Raw genomic sequence first — 17,183 nt, forward strand, 5'->3', positions numbered from 1 at the left:
CATCAATGCCTGCGCGATTATACGCGCACGCCAGCAACGAATACCCCTTGTTGGGCACGCATCACAAGAAGTTACGATGCCCCTGCGCAGGGATTTGAGCCAATCGTCAACACTCTCTAGCGTCCCGAGACCCTCCACAGCATCACGATCGCGCCCAGGCAAAGCACGGCCATAGCTGCCAAGCAGCATAGCCTGCTGCCCAGGGTTGCGAAGGGGTTGCCCGGCACCTCCGAAGCAGTATCTGCATATCGATCGATGTCATACGGTCCACGCGCGCTCATTGCGTTCCTCCTTCAAACAAGGTCTTACCTTGTCATCCATACTCGCGCGCGACGATTACCCGTGCCATCGATTTGCCTTACACGCCGCTTTCCCTTTCGTAAGGTTTGCCAGGCGCCATTATTAACCGCGCCCTTTCGCTGCCTAACCTTTTTTTGAACATTCGCCGATAGCTGCCATCATGCGCTGCGGTACCGCAAACATGGGGTGTACTATTCCAGGTACATCCACGAATGAGGAGGGGCATCATGGGTCAGAGGTATTTAGTTGTCGTAGATATGCAGCACGATTTTGTCGACGGTGCGCTGGGAACGTCCGAGGCGCAGGCCATCGTAGCAAGTGTCGCCGCTAAGGCCCAAGCCTTTGATGGCATTGTCGTGTTCACCAAGGACACGCACTACAATGACTACCTTCAGACCCTTGAAGGCAAGAACCTGCCCGTCGAGCACTGCCTACATGGCACGCCGGGTTGGGAGCTCATGCCCGAGCTCCAGGCGATTCGCGACGAGCGCAGCTCTTTTGTCTTCGAGAAAACGACCTTCGCCTCGCTCGACCTTGCCATGTGGCTCGCCGAGGAAAACGTCGCCGAACCCATCGAGTCCATCGAGCTTATCGGCTTGTGCACCGACATCTGCGTGGTCAGCAATGCGTTTCTCATCAAGGCCTGGATTCCCGAGGTCCCGCTCAAGGTGGACGCGTCGCTTTGCGCCGGCGTCACGCCCGACAGCCACAAGGCGGCACTCGCCACCCTGCGCAGCTGCCAGGTGGAGGTCATTAACGACCCGGCATAATAGGCACCCGTTCACTCACATACGATTCAATACCGCCCGCGACGTTTCGCCTAGTGTCACCGTTGCGGGCGTTGCTATAGTTTGGTTGCCGAATAACCCGGCAACAAGGATGGTTTTGCAGAGGAAAGCACATATATGCAGACGGATAGGGATTCGAAAGACACATCGGTCTCAAAAAAGAAGAATGTCGGCAAAGAAGGACACGCGCATCTTCCCAATCTGGGCGAAGAATTCGAAAAGCTCCGCCGCCTGCGCCGCATTGCGTTTGTACGCAACCTGATCACTGCAAGCTCGGTTTTCTTGTCCGCGCTGCTGCAGGCCTTTACCATTCGCGCCTTCGTGACTCCTGCAAACCTTCTGTCCAGCGGCTTTACCGGACTCGCCATTCTCATCGACCGCATCACCTCGCTCGTGGGATTCTCATTCCCTACCTTCGTAGGCATGCTGGCGCTCAATATCCCCGTCGCGGCGATCTGCTGGAGGTCCATCAACCGCCGCTTCGTGCTCTTCTCTATGGCGCAGGTCTTTTTATCCTCGTTCTTCCTGCGTACCTTCACCGAGATGCATATTCTGCCGCCTTTCCACAACATCCTGCTCGAGGTTGTGTTCGGCGGATTCCTCTACGGCCTCTCCATCGCGCTCGCCCTCAAGGGCGGAGCTTCCACGGCCGGCACCGACTTTATCTCGCTGATGGTCTCCAACCGCACCGGCCACTCCATCTGGGGGTTGATATTTGCGGGCAACTGCGCCGTCATCTGCATCTTTGGCGCCATGTTTGGCTGGGACCTTGCCGCTTACTCGATTATCTTCCAGTTCATCTCGACCAAAACGATCGAGACGTTCTATCACCGCTACGATCGCATGACGTTGCAGATCACCACGTCCAGGCCAAAGCAGGTGCTCGAAGCCTATAGCATGCAGTACCGCCACGGTTCCTCGTGCATCGAGGCGACAGGCGGCTACAGCGGCAACAAGTACTGGCTCATCTCAACTGTTGTCTCCTCCTATGAGGTGGGCGACATCGTGGCGCTCGTGCGTACTCAAGACGAGCGCGCTGTGATCAACGTGCTGCGCACCGAGGACTTCTACGGCGGCTTCTACCGCGACCCCATTGGCTAGCGTGCAACATATCTCACACCGCGACAAACCGCAGGCGGGCGCCGTCATTTTGAATCGTTTTCCCAGCTCATAGCCCTATATCCCTTAATTACCCAGCACATTGGGCCATATGTCCCACTGGGTTGTGCACCTCGGGCCGCAGGGGCATCGTGCAAAACTCCGCGCACCCCCATCATCTAAAGCGAAGAGCAACTCAAGATGATTGGAGGCTGCCATGGGCTTCTTTGACAAGATGTTCGAAAAGAAAGAGTGCGCAATCTGCGGTACCGAGTTGGGACTTTTGGGAAAGACCAAGATCAACGAAGGGTATCTGTGCAAGGAGTGCGCAGGCAAGCTTTCGCCTTTCTTCCACGGCCATCGCTCGAGTACTGCAGACGACATCCGCGAGCAGCTCGCTTATCGCGAGGCGAACGCGCAGCGCCTGGCTTCCTTCAACCCTACGCGCACGCTTTCGGCCGGTCGCACCAACATCATGCTCGATGAAGATGCAAAGCTTCTGATCATCACCTCGGCGGCCCGCTGGCGCGACGCCAACCCCGACATCATCGAGTTCACCCAGGTACTGGGCTGTGATACAGAGATCGAGGAGCATCGCACCGAGCAGTATCGCGAAAACAAGGATGGCGAGCGCGTGAGCTACAATCCCCCGCGCTACGACCTCGATTACGACTTCCATGTCACGATCCATGTCAACACGCCGTACTTCACCGAGATCAACTTGCGCGTCAACGACTCGACCATCGAGCAGCGCGGCTCCATCGAGTACCGCGAGGCGGAACGCCAAATAAACGAGATCCGCGACGCCCTGACGCAGCTGCGCCAGGAGACCCGCGACAGCGTCGTTGCCGCTCAGGCCCCCAAGACCGCGGTAACGTGCCCCTTCTGCGGCGCCACCACCATCCCCGATGCCAGCGGCCGTTGCGAATACTGCGGCGGCGCCATCGGCGCATAACGAGCGCATAACGCGACAACTGAGAAGGACCGATCATGACAAACGAGAGCGTCAACTATCAATGCCCCGCATGCGGCGGACCTCTACATTTTTCGAGTGCAGAGCAAAAACTGGCATGCGACTACTGCGATTCTCGCTTCGAGGTGGCAGAAGTTGAGGCTCTCTACCGTGAGCGTCAAGCAAAGGCTGATGCCAAGGCAAGCGCGGCACCTACGCCAGAGCAGGCCGCGTCTCCCAACGAAGCCGAAATGCTTGGCATGAACGCTGGCTATATCTGCTCTTCGTGCGGAGCCGAGCTGATTTCGGATGGTACCGTCGCCGTCAGCACCTGCCCCTACTGCGGCAACCCCGCCGTAGCGCCCGGGCAGCTCTCGGGATCGTTCTCCCCCGACCTCGTGATTCCGTTCAAGCTCGAACGCAAGGACGCCCTCTCTGCTCTCCAAGAGCACTACAAAGGCAAGATCTTGCTTCCCAAGAGCTTTATCTCCGGCAATCATATCAAGGAGGTCCAGGGTGTCTACGTGCCGTTTTGGCTTTACGGAGCACATGTGGACGGCGAGGTACACTTCGATGCCGAAAACCACCGCGTGACCGAGTACTCCGACCGCACCGTCACGACCATCAATCACTACGATGCGTATCGCAAGGGAAACATGTCGTTCGAGCGTGTGCCCGTCGACGGATCGACCAAAATGCCGGATGGTCACATGGGCGCCATCGAGCCCTTTGATTACAGCTCGCTGCGTCCGTTCTCGGTAGCGTACATGCCTGGATTTATCGCCAATCGCTACGACGAGGACAGCAGCATATGCAGGGACCGCGCCGAAAAGCGCATGGAGGGCAGTTTGATCTCGGCCTTTAGACAGACCGTCAGCTCCTACAACACCGCGTCCCTCATGAGCCAAAACCTCGATTACAACTGGGAGGATGCCGACTATGCGCTCTTCCCCGTTTGGATGCTCTCCACCTCGTGGAACGGCAAGAACTACCTGTTTGCCATGAACGGACAGACGGGCCGCATGGTGGGCGAGCTCCCTTGCTCCAAGCCCAAGCTCGCACTCGCCACGCTGATTTTCTTTATCGTGGCCTTTGTCATCACACGTTTTGCCTGCCTGGGATCGAACGCCTTCGATATAGCGTATCTCGACTTTGACCTCGAGGGAATCCTCATCAACATCGTCATTCCCCTTGTAATTGCAGCTATCGCCGACCTGTTCTTGGTGGGCCAGCTCAAGACCGCAGTCGAAGCGACGAGTGCCGATAGCTATTGTGGGCAGTTCGACCTTACAGACGAAAGCGACACCTTCATCCGCACCGAGACCCGCGTCGAGATGAAGCAGCAAAAGAAGTAAACAATCACCCATCCCGTATACCACCCTCGATAGGAAAGGAAGACTGCTATGGGACTCTTGAAAGCCGGAATGGGAGCTGCCGGCGGCGTTATGGCCGACCAGTGGAAAGAGTATATCTACTGTGAATCGATGCCCGCTGACGTCTTGGCTTGCAAGGGCTGCAAGCGTACCGGCGACCGCAGCTCCAACGTTCACGGCGAGGACAACGTTATCTCCAACGGCTCCGTCATCGCTGTCAACGATGGCCAAGGCATGCTTGTGGTACAAGACGGCAAGATTATCGAAGTGGCCCTCGAGCCCGGTAAGTTCGTCTTCGACACCGGCAGTGAGCCCAGCGTGTTCTCAGGCAACCTTGGCGATGCCATCAAGGACACCTTCGCGCGCATCGGCAGCCGCTTTACCTTTGGCGGCGACGCCGGCAAGGACCAGCGCGTCTACTTTATCAACATGAAGGAGATTATCGGCAACAAGTACGGCACCGCCGCGCCTGTCCCCTTCCGCGTGGTCGACAACAACATCGGCCTCGACGTCGATATCTCCGTGCGCTGCAACGGTGAGTACTCCTATCGCATCACCAACCCGCTGCTGTTCTACACCAACGTCTGCGGCAATGTGACCGAAGACTACACGCGCGACAAGATCGACAGCCAGCTTAAATCCGAGCTGCTTACGGCACTTCAGCCGGCATTTGCCCGAATCTCCGAAATGGGTATTCGCTATAGCGCCATCCCCGGCCACACCACCGAGGTCGCTCGCGCGCTGAACGATGTGCTCTCGGCCGACTGGCGCGACCTGCGCGGCGTGGAGATCGTAAGCTTTGGCGTGAATTCCATCGCAGCTTCGCAAGAAGACGAGCAGATGATCAAGGACCTGCAGAAGGCAGCGGTCATGCGCGACCCAACCATGGCGGCAGCGAACCTCGCAAGCGCCCAGAGCGACGCCATGCGCGCAGCGGCCTCGAACCCCAACGGTGCCATGGCCGGCTTCATGGGCATGGGCATGGCAGGCAGCATGGGCGGCATGAATGCGACCCAGCTCTTCGCTGCAGGACAGGCACAGCAGGCGGCAGCCCAGCCGCAACCGCAGCCAATGCCTGCCCAGCAGGCACCCGTCCAGCAGGCAGCGCCCGCGCCGGCACCGGCACCTGCCCCCGCAGCCGGTGGTTGGACCTGCAGCTGCGGCGCCATCAACACGGGCAAGTTCTGCTCCGAATGCGGCAGCCCCGCGCCTGCGCCGGCGCCCACCAAATGGTACTGCCCTAACTGCGGCACCGAGAACAACGGCAAGTTCTGCAGCAACTGCGGCACCCCGAGGCCCTAACGCCCAAGCATCGGCAACCCGCGCGGAAGCATAAGCCCCGCGCCTTGCATAAATGGGTTTTCCAACCGTAAGGAGGACACTATGAAGACCACAACGATCAAGAAATCGGCTCTCGCCCTCATGGCTTGCATCCTAGCGCTCGCCTTTGCCCTGGTGGGCTGCGGCGGATCAAAGACCGACCCCGAGGAAGCATTCCTGGGTAGCTGGAAGCTCTCCGGCGGCGAGATCTACGGCGAGGAACTCGATGACGAGACCATCAAGACCATGGAAGAGTGGGGCCTCAACTGCATCTTGATCCTCGATGAGGACGGCGAGGGCCAGCTTGACCTCTTTGGCGATGTCGAAGACATCACCTGGAAGGTCAAGAGCGACGGCACCGCGAAGATCAGCGCCGAAGGCGTCGATTTCAAGGCAACCCTCAAAGACGGCACCCTCACCCTCAAGGACGGCGACGACAACATCTCCTTCACCAAGTCCAAGAAGGACCTCTCCGACACCGTGAAGAAGGACCGCGATATGGCGAAGGCCAACGAAGAGGCCGAAGAGGAAGAGGCTGAGGGCAAGGGTGCCCGCAAGGCCATCACCCCCGCCGTCACCGTTGCCGACGACGACCTGTGCACCATCACCGTCACCGAGAAGTTCGAGGACGAGTTGGGAACCATCGGCCTAACCGTCGAGGTCACCAACAAGAGCGACAAGAACCTGACGTTCTACTCCCCCAGCGGCAAGACCAATGTCGACGGCACCATGAAGGAGCCTTGGTTCTCCTGCGATCTGATGCCCGGCACCAACGCCACCGAGGAGTTCACGTTCTCGACCGGCGACCTCGATAGCATCGACGACCTCGTGAACATCACCATCGGCATCGATGCCTATGAGACCGAGACCTATGAGGACGTCGCTTCCTACAGCGCTCTCATCCCGTAAGCAGCGCTCGCAAAACCGGCGGAAGTATCCGCTCGTGCAATCAGGGGCCGCCGGATCGATTCCGGCGGCCCCTATCGTTTAATGGACCCCGACCGTAAGGAGGAACACCATGAAGACCATGACCTTTAAGAAATCGGCTTTCCTATTCGTCACCTTCATCCTGGTGCTCGCCTTTGCCCTGGTGGGCTGTGGCGGATCCAGAGCCGACCCCGAAGAACCGTTCCTGGGCAGCTGGAAAATCTCCGGCGGCGAGCTCGAAGGCGAGGAATTCGACGAGGAAACCCTCGATGCCATGGAGGATTGGGGCATCAACTGCATCATAATTTTCGAGGAGGACGGCGAAGGCCAAATCGATCTGTACAACCATGTCTCTGACATCGCCTGGAAGATCAAAGACGACGGCACCGTGAAAATCAAAGCCGACGGCGTGAGCTTCAAGGCCACCCTCAAGGACGGCGAGCTCACCCTTAAGGAGGGTGAGAACAGCATCATCTTCACCAAATCCAAGAAGGACCTCTCCGGCACCGTGGAGAAGGACCGCGAGGCAGCCGAAGACGACACGAGTGGCACGAGCAGCGGAACCGGAGGCACAACCAGCGGAACCTCGGACAGCAAGGACATCAACGAGCCCATTCTTCCCGCCGTCACCGTTGCCGACGACGACCTGTGCACCATCACCGTCACCGAGAAATTCGAGGACAGATGGGGCATCATTGGTTTGAAGGTCGAAATCACCAACAAGACCGACAAGGACCTGACGTTCCATTCCGTAAGCGGCAAGACGAGCGTCAACAACACCATGAAGACCGGATGGTTCTCCTGCCGTATGATGGGCGGAACCAATGCCACCGAAAAATTCACCTTCTCGACTGGCGATCTCAACAGCATCGACGAACTCGTGAATATCAACTTCACCATCGGCGTCTACGAAGACGACACCTATGAGGACATCGCCTCTTACAGCGCGACCATCCCGTAATGCGCGCATCAGCAACAACGAGCAGTGCCCACTCGAACAGCAAGCGGGGCCGCGAGGGAACACTCCCCCGCGGCCCCGCCGCTTTTGTGCATACGTTCTCAAACGCTAACTAACGCTCCATGTTGGGAACGATGCTTCCCTCCGTCACCGCATGGACCGCCAGACGCATGATGTTGTCGTAGCCGGTCTTGTTGAGAATCTCCGAGATACGGCGCTTGACCGTACCCTCGCTCATAAAGAGCTCGGCTGCAATCTCGCGGCGGCTCTTCCCCTCGCAGGCGAGTCGCAAAATCGAGACCTCCACCTCGTCGAGTGCTGCCGTGCCCGAGAAAATGCTCTGCGGCGGCTTAGGGAAGGTGCAGTAGCCCGCAAGCGTGGAGCGCATCACAGCAAGCAGCTCCTCGATGCCCACGTTCTTGTACACAAAGCTATCGACACCTGCCTCGCGTGCCTGGTCGACAAAGGTGATCTCGGGCATGCCCGTCATGATGACGATGCGGCACTCCGGCACTTCCTCCTTGATGTGCCCAGCCGCAACGATGCCGCTGGAATCATGCTCGGTGCACACATCCATCAAGATCATATCGGGATGCTGCTCGCGCACGACGTCGAGAGCACAAGAGGCGTCTGCGATAGCGGCAGCCACCGTCATATCGGACTGATCGGCAATGGAGCGCGCAAGGCTCTCACGCAGGATAGCTTGATCTTCGACGATAAGGACGCTGATCATGAGTTCCTCCTCTGGGCGGTGATATCGGAAGAGAGCGGGATGGATACAACGAGCGTGAACGGCGGTCCTGGGTCAACCTCAAGTGACCCTCCCAGGTCTTGAGCAACGTGCCGCATACCTGGAATACCCGTTCCCTCGCGAATCGACGCCGGGGCTGGAGTTCCATCGTTCGAGACGGTCATGCGCGCCGTGCGCCACGACTCGGCGCCCTCTTCCCAAAAGCGCACTTGGATTTGATGGGCCTGCGCATGTTTGGTTGCGTTGGTCGAGGCCTCGCGAACAATCTGCAAGAAGGCCGCAGCAGTGCGTACATCGACAGGAAGCTTGCCGTCAACAACGATGCGCACGCCCACCAAGCCAAAAGCGTGAACGATATCGCCTAGTTCTTCGGCAGCGTCGCGCGTGCCGTCTCCGTCTTTTCCATGCAAGTCGTTAGCAATGGAGCGCAGCAGCGGCTCGATCTGCTCGAGCGATTCGTCATCCAGGCGCCCCTCTTCCAAATAACGGTGCATGATGGAAAGACGCTGGCCGATAACGTCGTGAACACGGGCGCGCATGCGCAGGTACGCGGCATTGTCGGCAACTTTTTTGACCTCCTCGATCTGCACGCGAAGCTCTTTTGCCGCAAGCTCGAGCAAATGGTTCGCGTGGACCAGGCGGTCATAGGCATGGGCATATTCAGTCACGTCGAGACCGATAATCCGCTCGAACGGACGGCCCGAGATGATGAGATTGTCACGCACGAACAGACGAATCTCCGAAGGCGAGATCTCGACAACCGAACGAGCGTCGCCAAAGCGCGCAAGGTCAAGACGGCGGCCTTCTCCCTTACCATCGGACTCTTTCGCCCCCAGCTTGCGCAATTCGTTCCACGTTTCGCTCATATCGCGCAGATCGGTGGGGAGATGCAAGCCGATGAGATTCGAGCGCATGCAGCGGTTCATAAGCAGCGGGCGACCTTGCAGGTCGAGGTAAAGAATGCCAACCGGAATCACGTTGATAGTCTCGATTGTCGAGAATGCAGTGATGTCCTCTTGCCGATGGCGTGCATCCAAAAGAAGCGCCGAAATGGAGCGGAAGAGGAAAAACGCCCCTTCGATGATGGCGGCTCCGGCCCATGCCGACCCCAACAGTTTCACGACAGGAGGAATCGATGCCGCAACGAGCATCAACTCGAAAATCATGCAGGGACGACGGTAGTGCACGGCAAGGCAAACACCAAAGGCAACAAGTAGCAGGTTAAGCCACAAGACCCCCTCCAAGGCCTGAGCGATAAGAAACGGAGAAACCAACAGGCGGCTACCCGTCGAAGCCAAGATAATATCCGCCACGATAACGAGATGCACCACCAGGCTTGCCTCATAGATGCATACCGCTATGCGGCTATAGGGCATGCGCCGCGAAGCGATAAGCGGCACATGGATGGTCTGCATACAGGCTGCCAGAACGTAGATCACATCGAGCAGTACAAACTGGGGAAGAATCAGGTCAAATCGCATGGTCATTCACCCGCCCGTGGCATCAAGACAATCATGCGCAGCTCGCCCGGCTCGCCTTCCAGGCGATACGCGACGTCTCTTCCTTGCAGGGCGCGCTCAAGCTCACGCGCCGCAGGAACGCTGGACAGGTCGATATCATCAGTCGAGACCAACGTTGCACGCAGCTCTACACTACCTGGATCATGGTCGCTCAGATGGTACATAAGGGCGGGACGCTCGGTCGTATAGGCAAAGAACGCAAAATCATAGACGCAGTCATACAGGGAACTCACAGCACTTGCATGCATCGGCAGCCCTATTGCGATAATCGAGGCGCAATCGACACCAAGCGTGCGCAGGTCACTTGCCAGCTCGTTTGCGATCAGCTGGATGCGGTCGCGGTCAAAGCCACTCTCGCCGTGCCGGGCGAGCGTGAGGGACCCCTTACGCTTGCAGTAGGCAATATGCATCTTGGCGCACTGCAACAGCCGGTACCGCTCATCCAAAGACGTTTCGTCCGTAAGCGGCGGAAGCGAACTCAAAAGATCGTAGAGACTGCTCAGCGAGCGCGCGAGTGCCTGGTCGACATCCTGTATGAGCAGCGCTTCAGCCTCTTGGTCGGCGAGATGCGCCTTGAGGTCGTAGTCGGCAGCAAGCAGCTCGTTTTGGCGCTGAAGCTCGGCACGACGGTTCGCAAGCTCGGCATTGAGCTCGTTGAGCTCTTGGACGTTTTGACCCAAAAGGGCATATCCACCCATAAGCGGAAAGGCGCGATACATCACATCGGGTTTCGAAATCACGGTAAAGGCATGCATACGACCGTGCTCTTGTGCGCGCAACTCATCGCATACGCCATCGGCAAGCGGCTCCGACGCAGGCGTAGCGTACGCAACCTCAAAATCATGCGTCATGACCTTGAGGTCAAGCGGCAGCGTATCGAAAATACCGGCGATGTCGTGATACGAAGGGAAAACACCGCTTTCCAGGCAGATCTCGAGAACCATCACGCAAAAGATGCAATAGACCAAAGAGAAATTGAGCTTCCACGCCCACGGGACACGCAAAGCATAGGAAATGGCAAAGAACGCGCCCGCAATAAAGACAAGCGCGGCAGTAAGCGTAAAGCGCCTGATCCGATACGAAGAAGACAGGCCGACCAGGATAAAGAAGCCCACATAATTGACGGCGCTCCATACAAGAACAACCGCATAGCCCCAACCATAGGTATAGTCGTTGGCCCAGCCATCGCTTGAAGGATCAAAGCAAAATACCTGATGATGAAGGTCATTGGTGAGAACAAACAAAACGATGACGCTTGCTAAGGCCAATAGCACAACGCGATACCGCCGCCAAGCGCGGCGGCGCTCCAAGCCTGCAAGTCTAAAGCCGCACAGTTGAAACAAAAGCGGGATAAACGTCATGGGAACGTAATAGAGGTACCACAGTAGCGAGGTATATGCCTGCGTGAACGACTTGTATTTGACTACAACCTCGATCATCCAAAGCGTGCAGATTGCGGCGATAGCCACCAGACGACGCCTGAGTACGGCGTCCAAGCACCGAAGGTAGATGCTCACGCCCCAGATGGAGAAAACGATGGATGCGATCAACAGGGGAAACGAACTCGACTGAACGAGATTTTCAAAAACCTCTGTAGAAACTTCCTCATAGGCCGGTGTCCTCGAAGAAAGGAACGGGTCCGAGCGAAATAGCAACGGAAGGCTGACGAACAGGAGCAAAAACAGGCCCGTGACGATAGCCGCAATCGCAAAAGCGCGACGACGATATATCTCGTGCGGCACGTCCGAAAGAAAGCGCGGCATGGCAAAAAGCCTGTTGCTTCGCGAATCTGCAGCAGGTATGAAAGGATTTGCCATGCGGCGAGTATGTCGCTTACGCGTTCTCATAGCTATTCAATTTTACCGACGGGACGTCTCGAAAAACGGGCCAGAAGTCCCAAATCTCGCAGACGGCGGATGGGCGCAGGGCCCGCTCGCTACATCACGCGGGCAAGGAAGGACAGCGCGAGATTGAACCAGGGGCGCACGGCCTCCTGTTTTTCGGCATCGCCGTGTTCGGAATTGGCATTGGCAACCGAGCGGCTATGTCCGCCGCGGTCAAAAACATGCAGCTCATGTACCACGCCCTCCTCGGCAAGACGTTGCGCGAACGGATAGAGCTGCGCCACGGGCGCTGTGTCGTCATCGGCAGTGCCCCACATAAACACCGGCGGAACATGACGATCGACATGCATGGTGGGACAGATGGAATCAAGCGCGGCAAGCAGCTCATCGTCCGTCGGCTCACCCTCGACGATCATGCGCCCATAGTCGTTAAGGAGGTCACGACCTGTCTTGCCGCCCGTCTTGGGAACGCGCAGGTCGATACGGGGATCTTTAAGCTGCATGCGGCACAAATGCGCATAATCCAGCGCCGGATAGCCAAGTACCACCGCATCGGGGCGAATGGATTCCGAAGGAGCCCCCACGAGCTTAGGCAGCGCGTTTCCCCTCCATGAGGTTGCAAGGCTGGCGCATACAAAGCCGCCAGCAGAAAAACCCACAACGACAACGCGCGCAGGGTCTACGCGCCAATCCGCAGCGTTTGCGCGAACAGTCGCGACCATGCGCGCAAGATCGGCCTCGGGATTGGGATAGGAGACATCGCCGGTAGAACTCGTCACGTAATCGAGCGTGAACGCCTGGTAACCAGCCTGCAAAAAAGCCAGGGCGACTGGCTCCTTCTCGTGCACCCCCACATGCGTGAAGCTTCCGCCACCGCAGATAATCGCCGCAGGGCGGCGCACGTCCTCATGCTCTGGCATGGGGTCTGCCAAATACGTCGTAAACGTCGCGGGATGCTCCTGCGTGGCCTCGTCTCCCCAAAGGGCAAGCTGCTCGATAATCATTATGCTGTCCACCTATCCTTGTTGTTAATCGGGCATTAGCTTACCCTCACCGCCTGCTTCCGCCGTGCAATTTGAACAATTGCCGTCAAACTTCTGCAGAGTCTCTCGCAAGGGCGCGCGCCTCTTCGCCTTCCCGTGTAGACTGAGTTCGTGAACTCAAGGGGGATGGATACACATGACGACGGAACCGAGTCGTAACGAATTGATGAAAGAGCAAAGACTGGCTGCCGAGCGATTTGGCAAAAAAGACGTCAAGGGCTTTGCCCCCTGGCGATCAAAGCAAACAAATACTGGGGCCCATGCGAAAAAGGCGGCTTCCCCTTCTTCGCGGATCCTTCCGCTCGATGGCCTGCGTGCGCTCGCCATCATCGGCGTCGTCTTTTACCACACGCGTCCATCGCTGCTCTCCGGCGGCTTTTTGGGCGTTACCTTGTTCTTTGTACTCGCAGGCTACTTTGCCACCCGGAGCATGGTGCGCGAACTCAAGGATACCGGCTCGTTTGATTACAGGCGCTATCTGGTCAAACGCCTGCGCAGGCTTATGCCGCCCGTGCTTGCGACAATTGCGCTCACGGCCCTTGCGGTCTACATTGCAAGCCCCAGCCTGTTGCCCAAGCTGCAGGCCGATGCGCTGCCCTCGGCGCTGTTTGTAAGCAACTGGTCTTATATCTTTCGTAAGGTCTCCTATTTTGATGCCGCAGGTCTCCCATCGCCTCTCACCCACCTGTGGTACTTGGGCGTAAGCATGCAGTTCTTCATTGTCTGGCCGCTCGTATTCCTGGGCCTGGCAAAGTTCACGCATAAAAGAAAGCCGCTCATGGTCTGCGTTACCGTGCTGGCACTTCTCTCTACGATTGCCATGGCGTTGCAGTTCGTCCCCGGTCAAGACACGGCACGCGTCTATTACGGACTCGACACGCGCGCGGCGGAGCTGCTCGTGGGCGCCGCACTCGCGCTGGGCTTTCCCTATGTAAAGCAGCTGATTGCCGGACGCGCCCACTTGGTCAGGCATGTGAACACGGTGGCAAAGGTCACGCTTTTTGCGCTCCTCGTAGGCTTTATCCTGGCAACGGGCCAGGACACCTGGCTTTATCGCGGGGGCTTTTTGGCAGCGGCGCTTGTCTGCGGTCTGCTTATCTGCACCGTCCAGCACCCGGATTGCAAGGTCGGCCACGTGCTTTCGTCCGCCCCGCTTGTCTATCTGGGTAGCCGCTCATTCTCCATCTATCTGGTGCACTATCCGCTGCTCGAGATCATGAACCCCGCAACGCGCACCCAGGCGCTCCCTTGGTGGGGATGGATCGCTCAGATTGTCGTCATCCTGCTGGCGGCCGAGGTGTTTTATCGCCTGTTTGAGCAGCCCTTTGCCTCGCGAAAGCCCATCGGCGCAGGCGCGCGTATCGTCTGCGGCATCGCCGCCGCAATGGTGCTTGTACTCGCCATCGCGCCCGTGAACTGGGGTGATATTGCCCAAGCACGTGCAGAGAAGCTACGCCCCGAGCTTGCGCAAACAAAAGCGACGTCCAAGCAAAAGGCAACCTCCAAAGCAGACGCAAAGAAGGCCGACGCAAAACAGAAGAAGGAAAAGGACAAAAGCCCTAAACCCGCAGCCGAGGTTGTACCTAAAAATCTCGACCCCAGCCGCTGGACCTTCGACCCCAACACGGGCACCTGCAGCGCCAAGGTTCTCTATATCGGCGACTCGGTAACCGAGGGAGCCGCACCCGCGCTGCAACAATACCTGCCCTGCGCCTATGTCGATGGCAAGGTAAGCCGCCAGCTTTTTGTGGGACAAGACGTCTACGCGCAAGATGTCGCCACCGGATACGATCCCGACGTTGTAGTGTTTGCGCTGGGAACAAATGGACTGATTCGCGACACGTCCACGGTACAGGCGCTCGTTGACGCCGTGGGCGGAAAGCCGCTCTATTTTGTTACCATCCGCTGCCCCCTTGATCTGCAAGACCCCAACAACCAGGTCTTCCGCGACTTTGCCGCCAAGAACGACAACGTGGGCATCATCGATTGGTACGGCACAAGCGAGGGGCACGACGAATATCTTGCCGACGATGGCATTCACCTCACCAGCGCGGGCAGGGACGCCTACGCCCTCATGGTGCGCCGCGCCCTGTGCGGGCAATAGAGGCAAAGCGGCGCCGACCGCGAAATCGCCGCGACGGACACCGCGTGCCAAACCCGGCCATCGGCACGCGGCGTCCCTGCTAGAATGATGAGCTGATTGGTTTTTGCACGATACGCAACGCAGGTACTTCGCCTTGTATATCGTGCCTAAAGGAGGATGCATGAAACGCACGAAGATCGCCCAGCTTCACGCCGACGCCAAGGCGTTTGGCGGCCAGACCGTCACGGTTGCCGGTTGGGTCAAGTCCATCCGCGATATGAAGAACTTTGGCTTCGTAACCCTAAATGACGGCAGCTGCTTTGCCGACCTGCAGGTTGTCATGAACCGCGATGCTCTTTCCAACTACGATGAGATCGCCCATCAAAACGTCTCGGCTGCCCTCATCTGCACCGGCGAGGTTAAGCTCACGCCCGACGCGCCGCAGCCCTTCGAGCTCACCGCGACCGAGATTGTGGTCGAGGGCGTCTCCGACCCCAGCTATCCGCTGCAAAAGAAGCGCGCCACCGTCGAGTTCCTGCGTACGCAACAGCACCTGCGCCCGCGCACGAACCTCTTCCGCGCCGTCTTCCGCATCCGCTCCGTCGCAGCGGCGGCCATCCACAGCTTCTTCCAGGAGCAGGGCTTTGTCTACGTGAACACGCCCATCATCACCACGAGCGACTGCGAGGGTGCCGGCGAGATGTTCCGCGTGACCACGCTCGATCCTCAAAATCCGCCCCTGACGGACGCAGGCGAGGTTGATTGGAGCCAGGACTTCTTTGGCAAGCACGCAAGCCTCACCGTCTCTGGCCAGCTCAATGCCGAGAACTTTGCCATGGCGTTTGGCGATGTGTACACCTTTGGCCCCACATTCCGCGCCGAGAATTCCAACACCACGCGCCACGCCGCTGAGTTTTGGATGGTCGAGCCCGAAATGGCCTTCGCCGACCTCAACGATTACATGGATAATGCCGAGGCTATGCTCAAGTACGTGCTCAACAAGGTGATGGACACCTGCCCCGACGAGCTCAATATGCTCAACAAGTTTGTGGACAAGGGTCTGCTCGAGCGCCTGAAGCACGTGGCCAGCTCCGACTTTGCCCGCGTGAGCTACACCGAGGCCGTCAAGATCTTGGAAGAGGCCGTTGCTGCCGGCCACAAGTTTGATTACCCCGTTAGCTGGGGTATCGACCTGCAGACCGAGCATGAGCGTTTCCTTACCGAGGAACACTTCCGCCGTCCGACCTTCGTGACCGACTATCCGGCAGAGATCAAGGCGTTCTACATGCGCATGAACGACGACGGCAAGACCGTCGCCGCGGCCGACTGCCTGGTTCCCGGCATCGGCGAGATCATCGGCGGTTCTCAGCGTGAGGAGCGCCTGGATCTGCTTGAGGGCCGCATCAAGGACCTGGGCATGAATCCCGAGCAGTACAAGTACTACCTGGACTTGCGTCGCTACGGCTCCTGCAAGCACGCTGGCTACGGCCTGGGCTTCGAGCGTCTGGTGATGTACCTCACTGGCGTGGGCAACATCCGCGACGTCCTGCCGCACCCACGCACCGTAGGCAACGCCGACTTCTAATGTGACACCAACAAGACAGGTTTAATTTGTCACATTCTGGGCCGCTGCAGGTAACAGCCTCGCAGCGGCCCTTTTTGCGCGCCAACCGCCTTCCCCCGTGACACCAGCAAGACAGGTTTAATTTGTCACATTTTCACAGGGGCTTCATATATGTAGGCAAATACCCCCTTGATGCCCCGGTCTAGTATTTAAAGAATCCCTCGCCCGAGGACTCGCCGAGCTTGCCCTCGTCGAGCATCTTCTTAAGAACGGCTGCCATGGCTTTGAAGTTGTACGGCATCATCATCTTTTTGAGGAGCGGGCTCAAAAGGCCGGGAACCTTCTGATACTGCATCACGATGTTGTAAGCCGTCTGGATGCCCACGGTGTCGAACACGCGGAACGGGCCCTTGGGCGTGCCGGTGCCGCGCGTCCAGGCAAGGTCGATGCTCTTGGCAACCCTGCAATAGATACCATTAAAAATGATGCGGCGGTACATGGAAGACACCCCCTCGCCCGGTGGCAGTGGGTCATCGGGAAACAGTTACATCTGTTAGCTATCTTTCGTCTGTAAAAAAACCGCCGCGGGCAACCCCGCGGCGGTCTGACAATGTGACGAAATAAACCTGTCGTTTAAGCGTCGCATCAACCGAGCGCTCCTC

The 17,183-nt window shown here is 58.2% G+C and carries 15 protein-coding genes; 9 read left to right on the top strand and 6 right to left on the bottom strand.

Going from position 1 to position 17,183, the window contains the following annotated elements:
- Positions 1 to 116: 116 nt before the first annotated feature.
- Positions 117 to 281 carry a hypothetical protein gene (locus HF320_RS07875; RefSeq protein ID WP_169277809.1) on the bottom strand — a complete coding sequence of 55 codons (165 nt, stop codon included), beginning with the start codon at positions 279 to 281 and terminating at the stop codon, positions 117 to 119.
- Positions 282 to 527: 246 nt separating this feature from the next.
- Here HF320_RS07875 and HF320_RS07880 point away from each other — a divergent pair, with 246 nt between their 5' ends.
- The 7 genes from HF320_RS07880 (at position 528) to HF320_RS07910 (ending at position 7,719) form a co-directional block, all read left to right on the top strand.
- On the top strand, positions 528 to 1,070 hold the full coding sequence (locus HF320_RS07880; protein ID WP_169277810.1) for a cysteine hydrolase family protein: 543 nt from the start codon (positions 528 to 530) through the stop codon (positions 1,068 to 1,070).
- Between the two features lie 135 nt (positions 1,071 to 1,205).
- A complete protein-coding gene (locus HF320_RS07885) occupies positions 1,206 to 2,189 on the top strand; it encodes a YitT family protein (protein WP_169277811.1) in 984 nt (327 codons plus the stop codon).
- A 214-nt stretch (positions 2,190 to 2,403) separates the two neighbouring features.
- On the top strand, positions 2,404 to 3,141 hold the full coding sequence (locus HF320_RS07890) for a DUF4428 domain-containing protein (RefSeq protein ID WP_169277812.1): 738 nt from the start codon (positions 2,404 to 2,406) through the stop codon (positions 3,139 to 3,141).
- Between the two features lie 35 nt (positions 3,142 to 3,176).
- Entirely contained in the window at positions 3,177 to 4,493 is a 1,317-nt protein-coding gene (locus tag HF320_RS07895; protein ID WP_169277813.1) for a hypothetical protein, read from the top strand.
- A 48-nt stretch (positions 4,494 to 4,541) separates the two neighbouring features.
- Entirely contained in the window at positions 4,542 to 5,813 is a 1,272-nt protein-coding gene (locus tag HF320_RS07900; protein ID WP_169277814.1) for an SPFH domain-containing protein, read from the top strand.
- Between the two features lie 81 nt (positions 5,814 to 5,894).
- Entirely contained in the window at positions 5,895 to 6,740 is an 846-nt protein-coding gene (locus HF320_RS07905; RefSeq protein ID WP_169277815.1) for a hypothetical protein, read from the top strand.
- Between the two features lie 109 nt (positions 6,741 to 6,849).
- The gene (locus HF320_RS07910) at positions 6,850 to 7,719 is read left to right on the top strand and encodes a hypothetical protein (RefSeq protein ID WP_169277816.1); all 870 of its coding nucleotides are present in this window, start codon (positions 6,850 to 6,852) and stop codon (positions 7,717 to 7,719) included.
- A gap of 109 nt (positions 7,720 to 7,828) precedes the next feature.
- Here HF320_RS07910 and HF320_RS07915 read toward each other — a convergent pair whose 3' ends face one another.
- The 4 genes from HF320_RS07915 to HF320_RS07930 all read right to left on the bottom strand — a co-directional run bounded on the left by HF320_RS07915 (position 7,829) and on the right by HF320_RS07930 (position 12,835).
- Positions 7,829 to 8,449, bottom strand: coding sequence for a response regulator transcription factor (locus HF320_RS07915; protein WP_169277817.1), 621 nt, complete (start codon positions 8,447 to 8,449; stop codon positions 7,829 to 7,831).
- On the bottom strand, positions 8,446 to 9,954 hold the full coding sequence (locus tag HF320_RS07920) for a sensor histidine kinase (RefSeq protein ID WP_169277818.1): 1,509 nt from the start codon (positions 9,952 to 9,954) through the stop codon (positions 8,446 to 8,448). The genes HF320_RS07915 and HF320_RS07920 overlap by 4 nt, the downstream gene beginning before the upstream one ends.
- The gene (locus tag HF320_RS07925; RefSeq protein ID WP_169277819.1) at positions 9,951 to 11,750 is read right to left on the bottom strand and encodes a histidine kinase N-terminal 7TM domain-containing protein; all 1,800 of its coding nucleotides are present in this window, start codon (positions 11,748 to 11,750) and stop codon (positions 9,951 to 9,953) included. The genes HF320_RS07920 and HF320_RS07925 overlap by 4 nt, the downstream gene beginning before the upstream one ends.
- Positions 11,751 to 11,923: 173 nt before the next feature.
- Positions 11,924 to 12,835 carry an alpha/beta hydrolase gene (locus tag HF320_RS07930; protein ID WP_169277820.1) on the bottom strand — a complete coding sequence of 304 codons (912 nt, stop codon included), beginning with the start codon at positions 12,833 to 12,835 and terminating at the stop codon, positions 11,924 to 11,926.
- A gap of 175 nt (positions 12,836 to 13,010) precedes the next feature.
- On the opposite strand from HF320_RS07930, the gene HF320_RS07935 reads away from it, so the two are divergent.
- Both HF320_RS07935 and asnS read left to right on the top strand, forming a co-directional pair.
- Positions 13,011 to 14,978 (top strand): acyltransferase family protein, encoded by a 1,968-nt coding sequence (locus tag HF320_RS07935; protein ID WP_211159023.1) that lies wholly within the window; start codon positions 13,011 to 13,013, stop codon positions 14,976 to 14,978.
- Positions 14,979 to 15,138: 160 nt separating this feature from the next.
- A complete protein-coding gene (gene asnS / locus HF320_RS07940) occupies positions 15,139 to 16,542 on the top strand; it encodes an asparagine--tRNA ligase (RefSeq protein ID WP_075843522.1) in 1,404 nt (467 codons plus the stop codon).
- A gap of 181 nt (positions 16,543 to 16,723) precedes the next feature.
- On the opposite strand, the gene HF320_RS07945 is transcribed toward asnS, so the two are convergent.
- The gene (locus tag HF320_RS07945) at positions 16,724 to 17,020 is read right to left on the bottom strand and encodes a 3-hydroxyacyl-CoA dehydrogenase family protein (protein WP_169277821.1); all 297 of its coding nucleotides are present in this window, start codon (positions 17,018 to 17,020) and stop codon (positions 16,724 to 16,726) included.
- Positions 17,021 to 17,183 lie beyond the last annotated feature (163 nt).

Source organism: Collinsella acetigenes (genome assembly GCF_012844445.1).
GTDB classification, from domain to species: Bacteria; Actinomycetota; Coriobacteriia; order Coriobacteriales; family Coriobacteriaceae; genus Collinsella; species Collinsella acetigenes.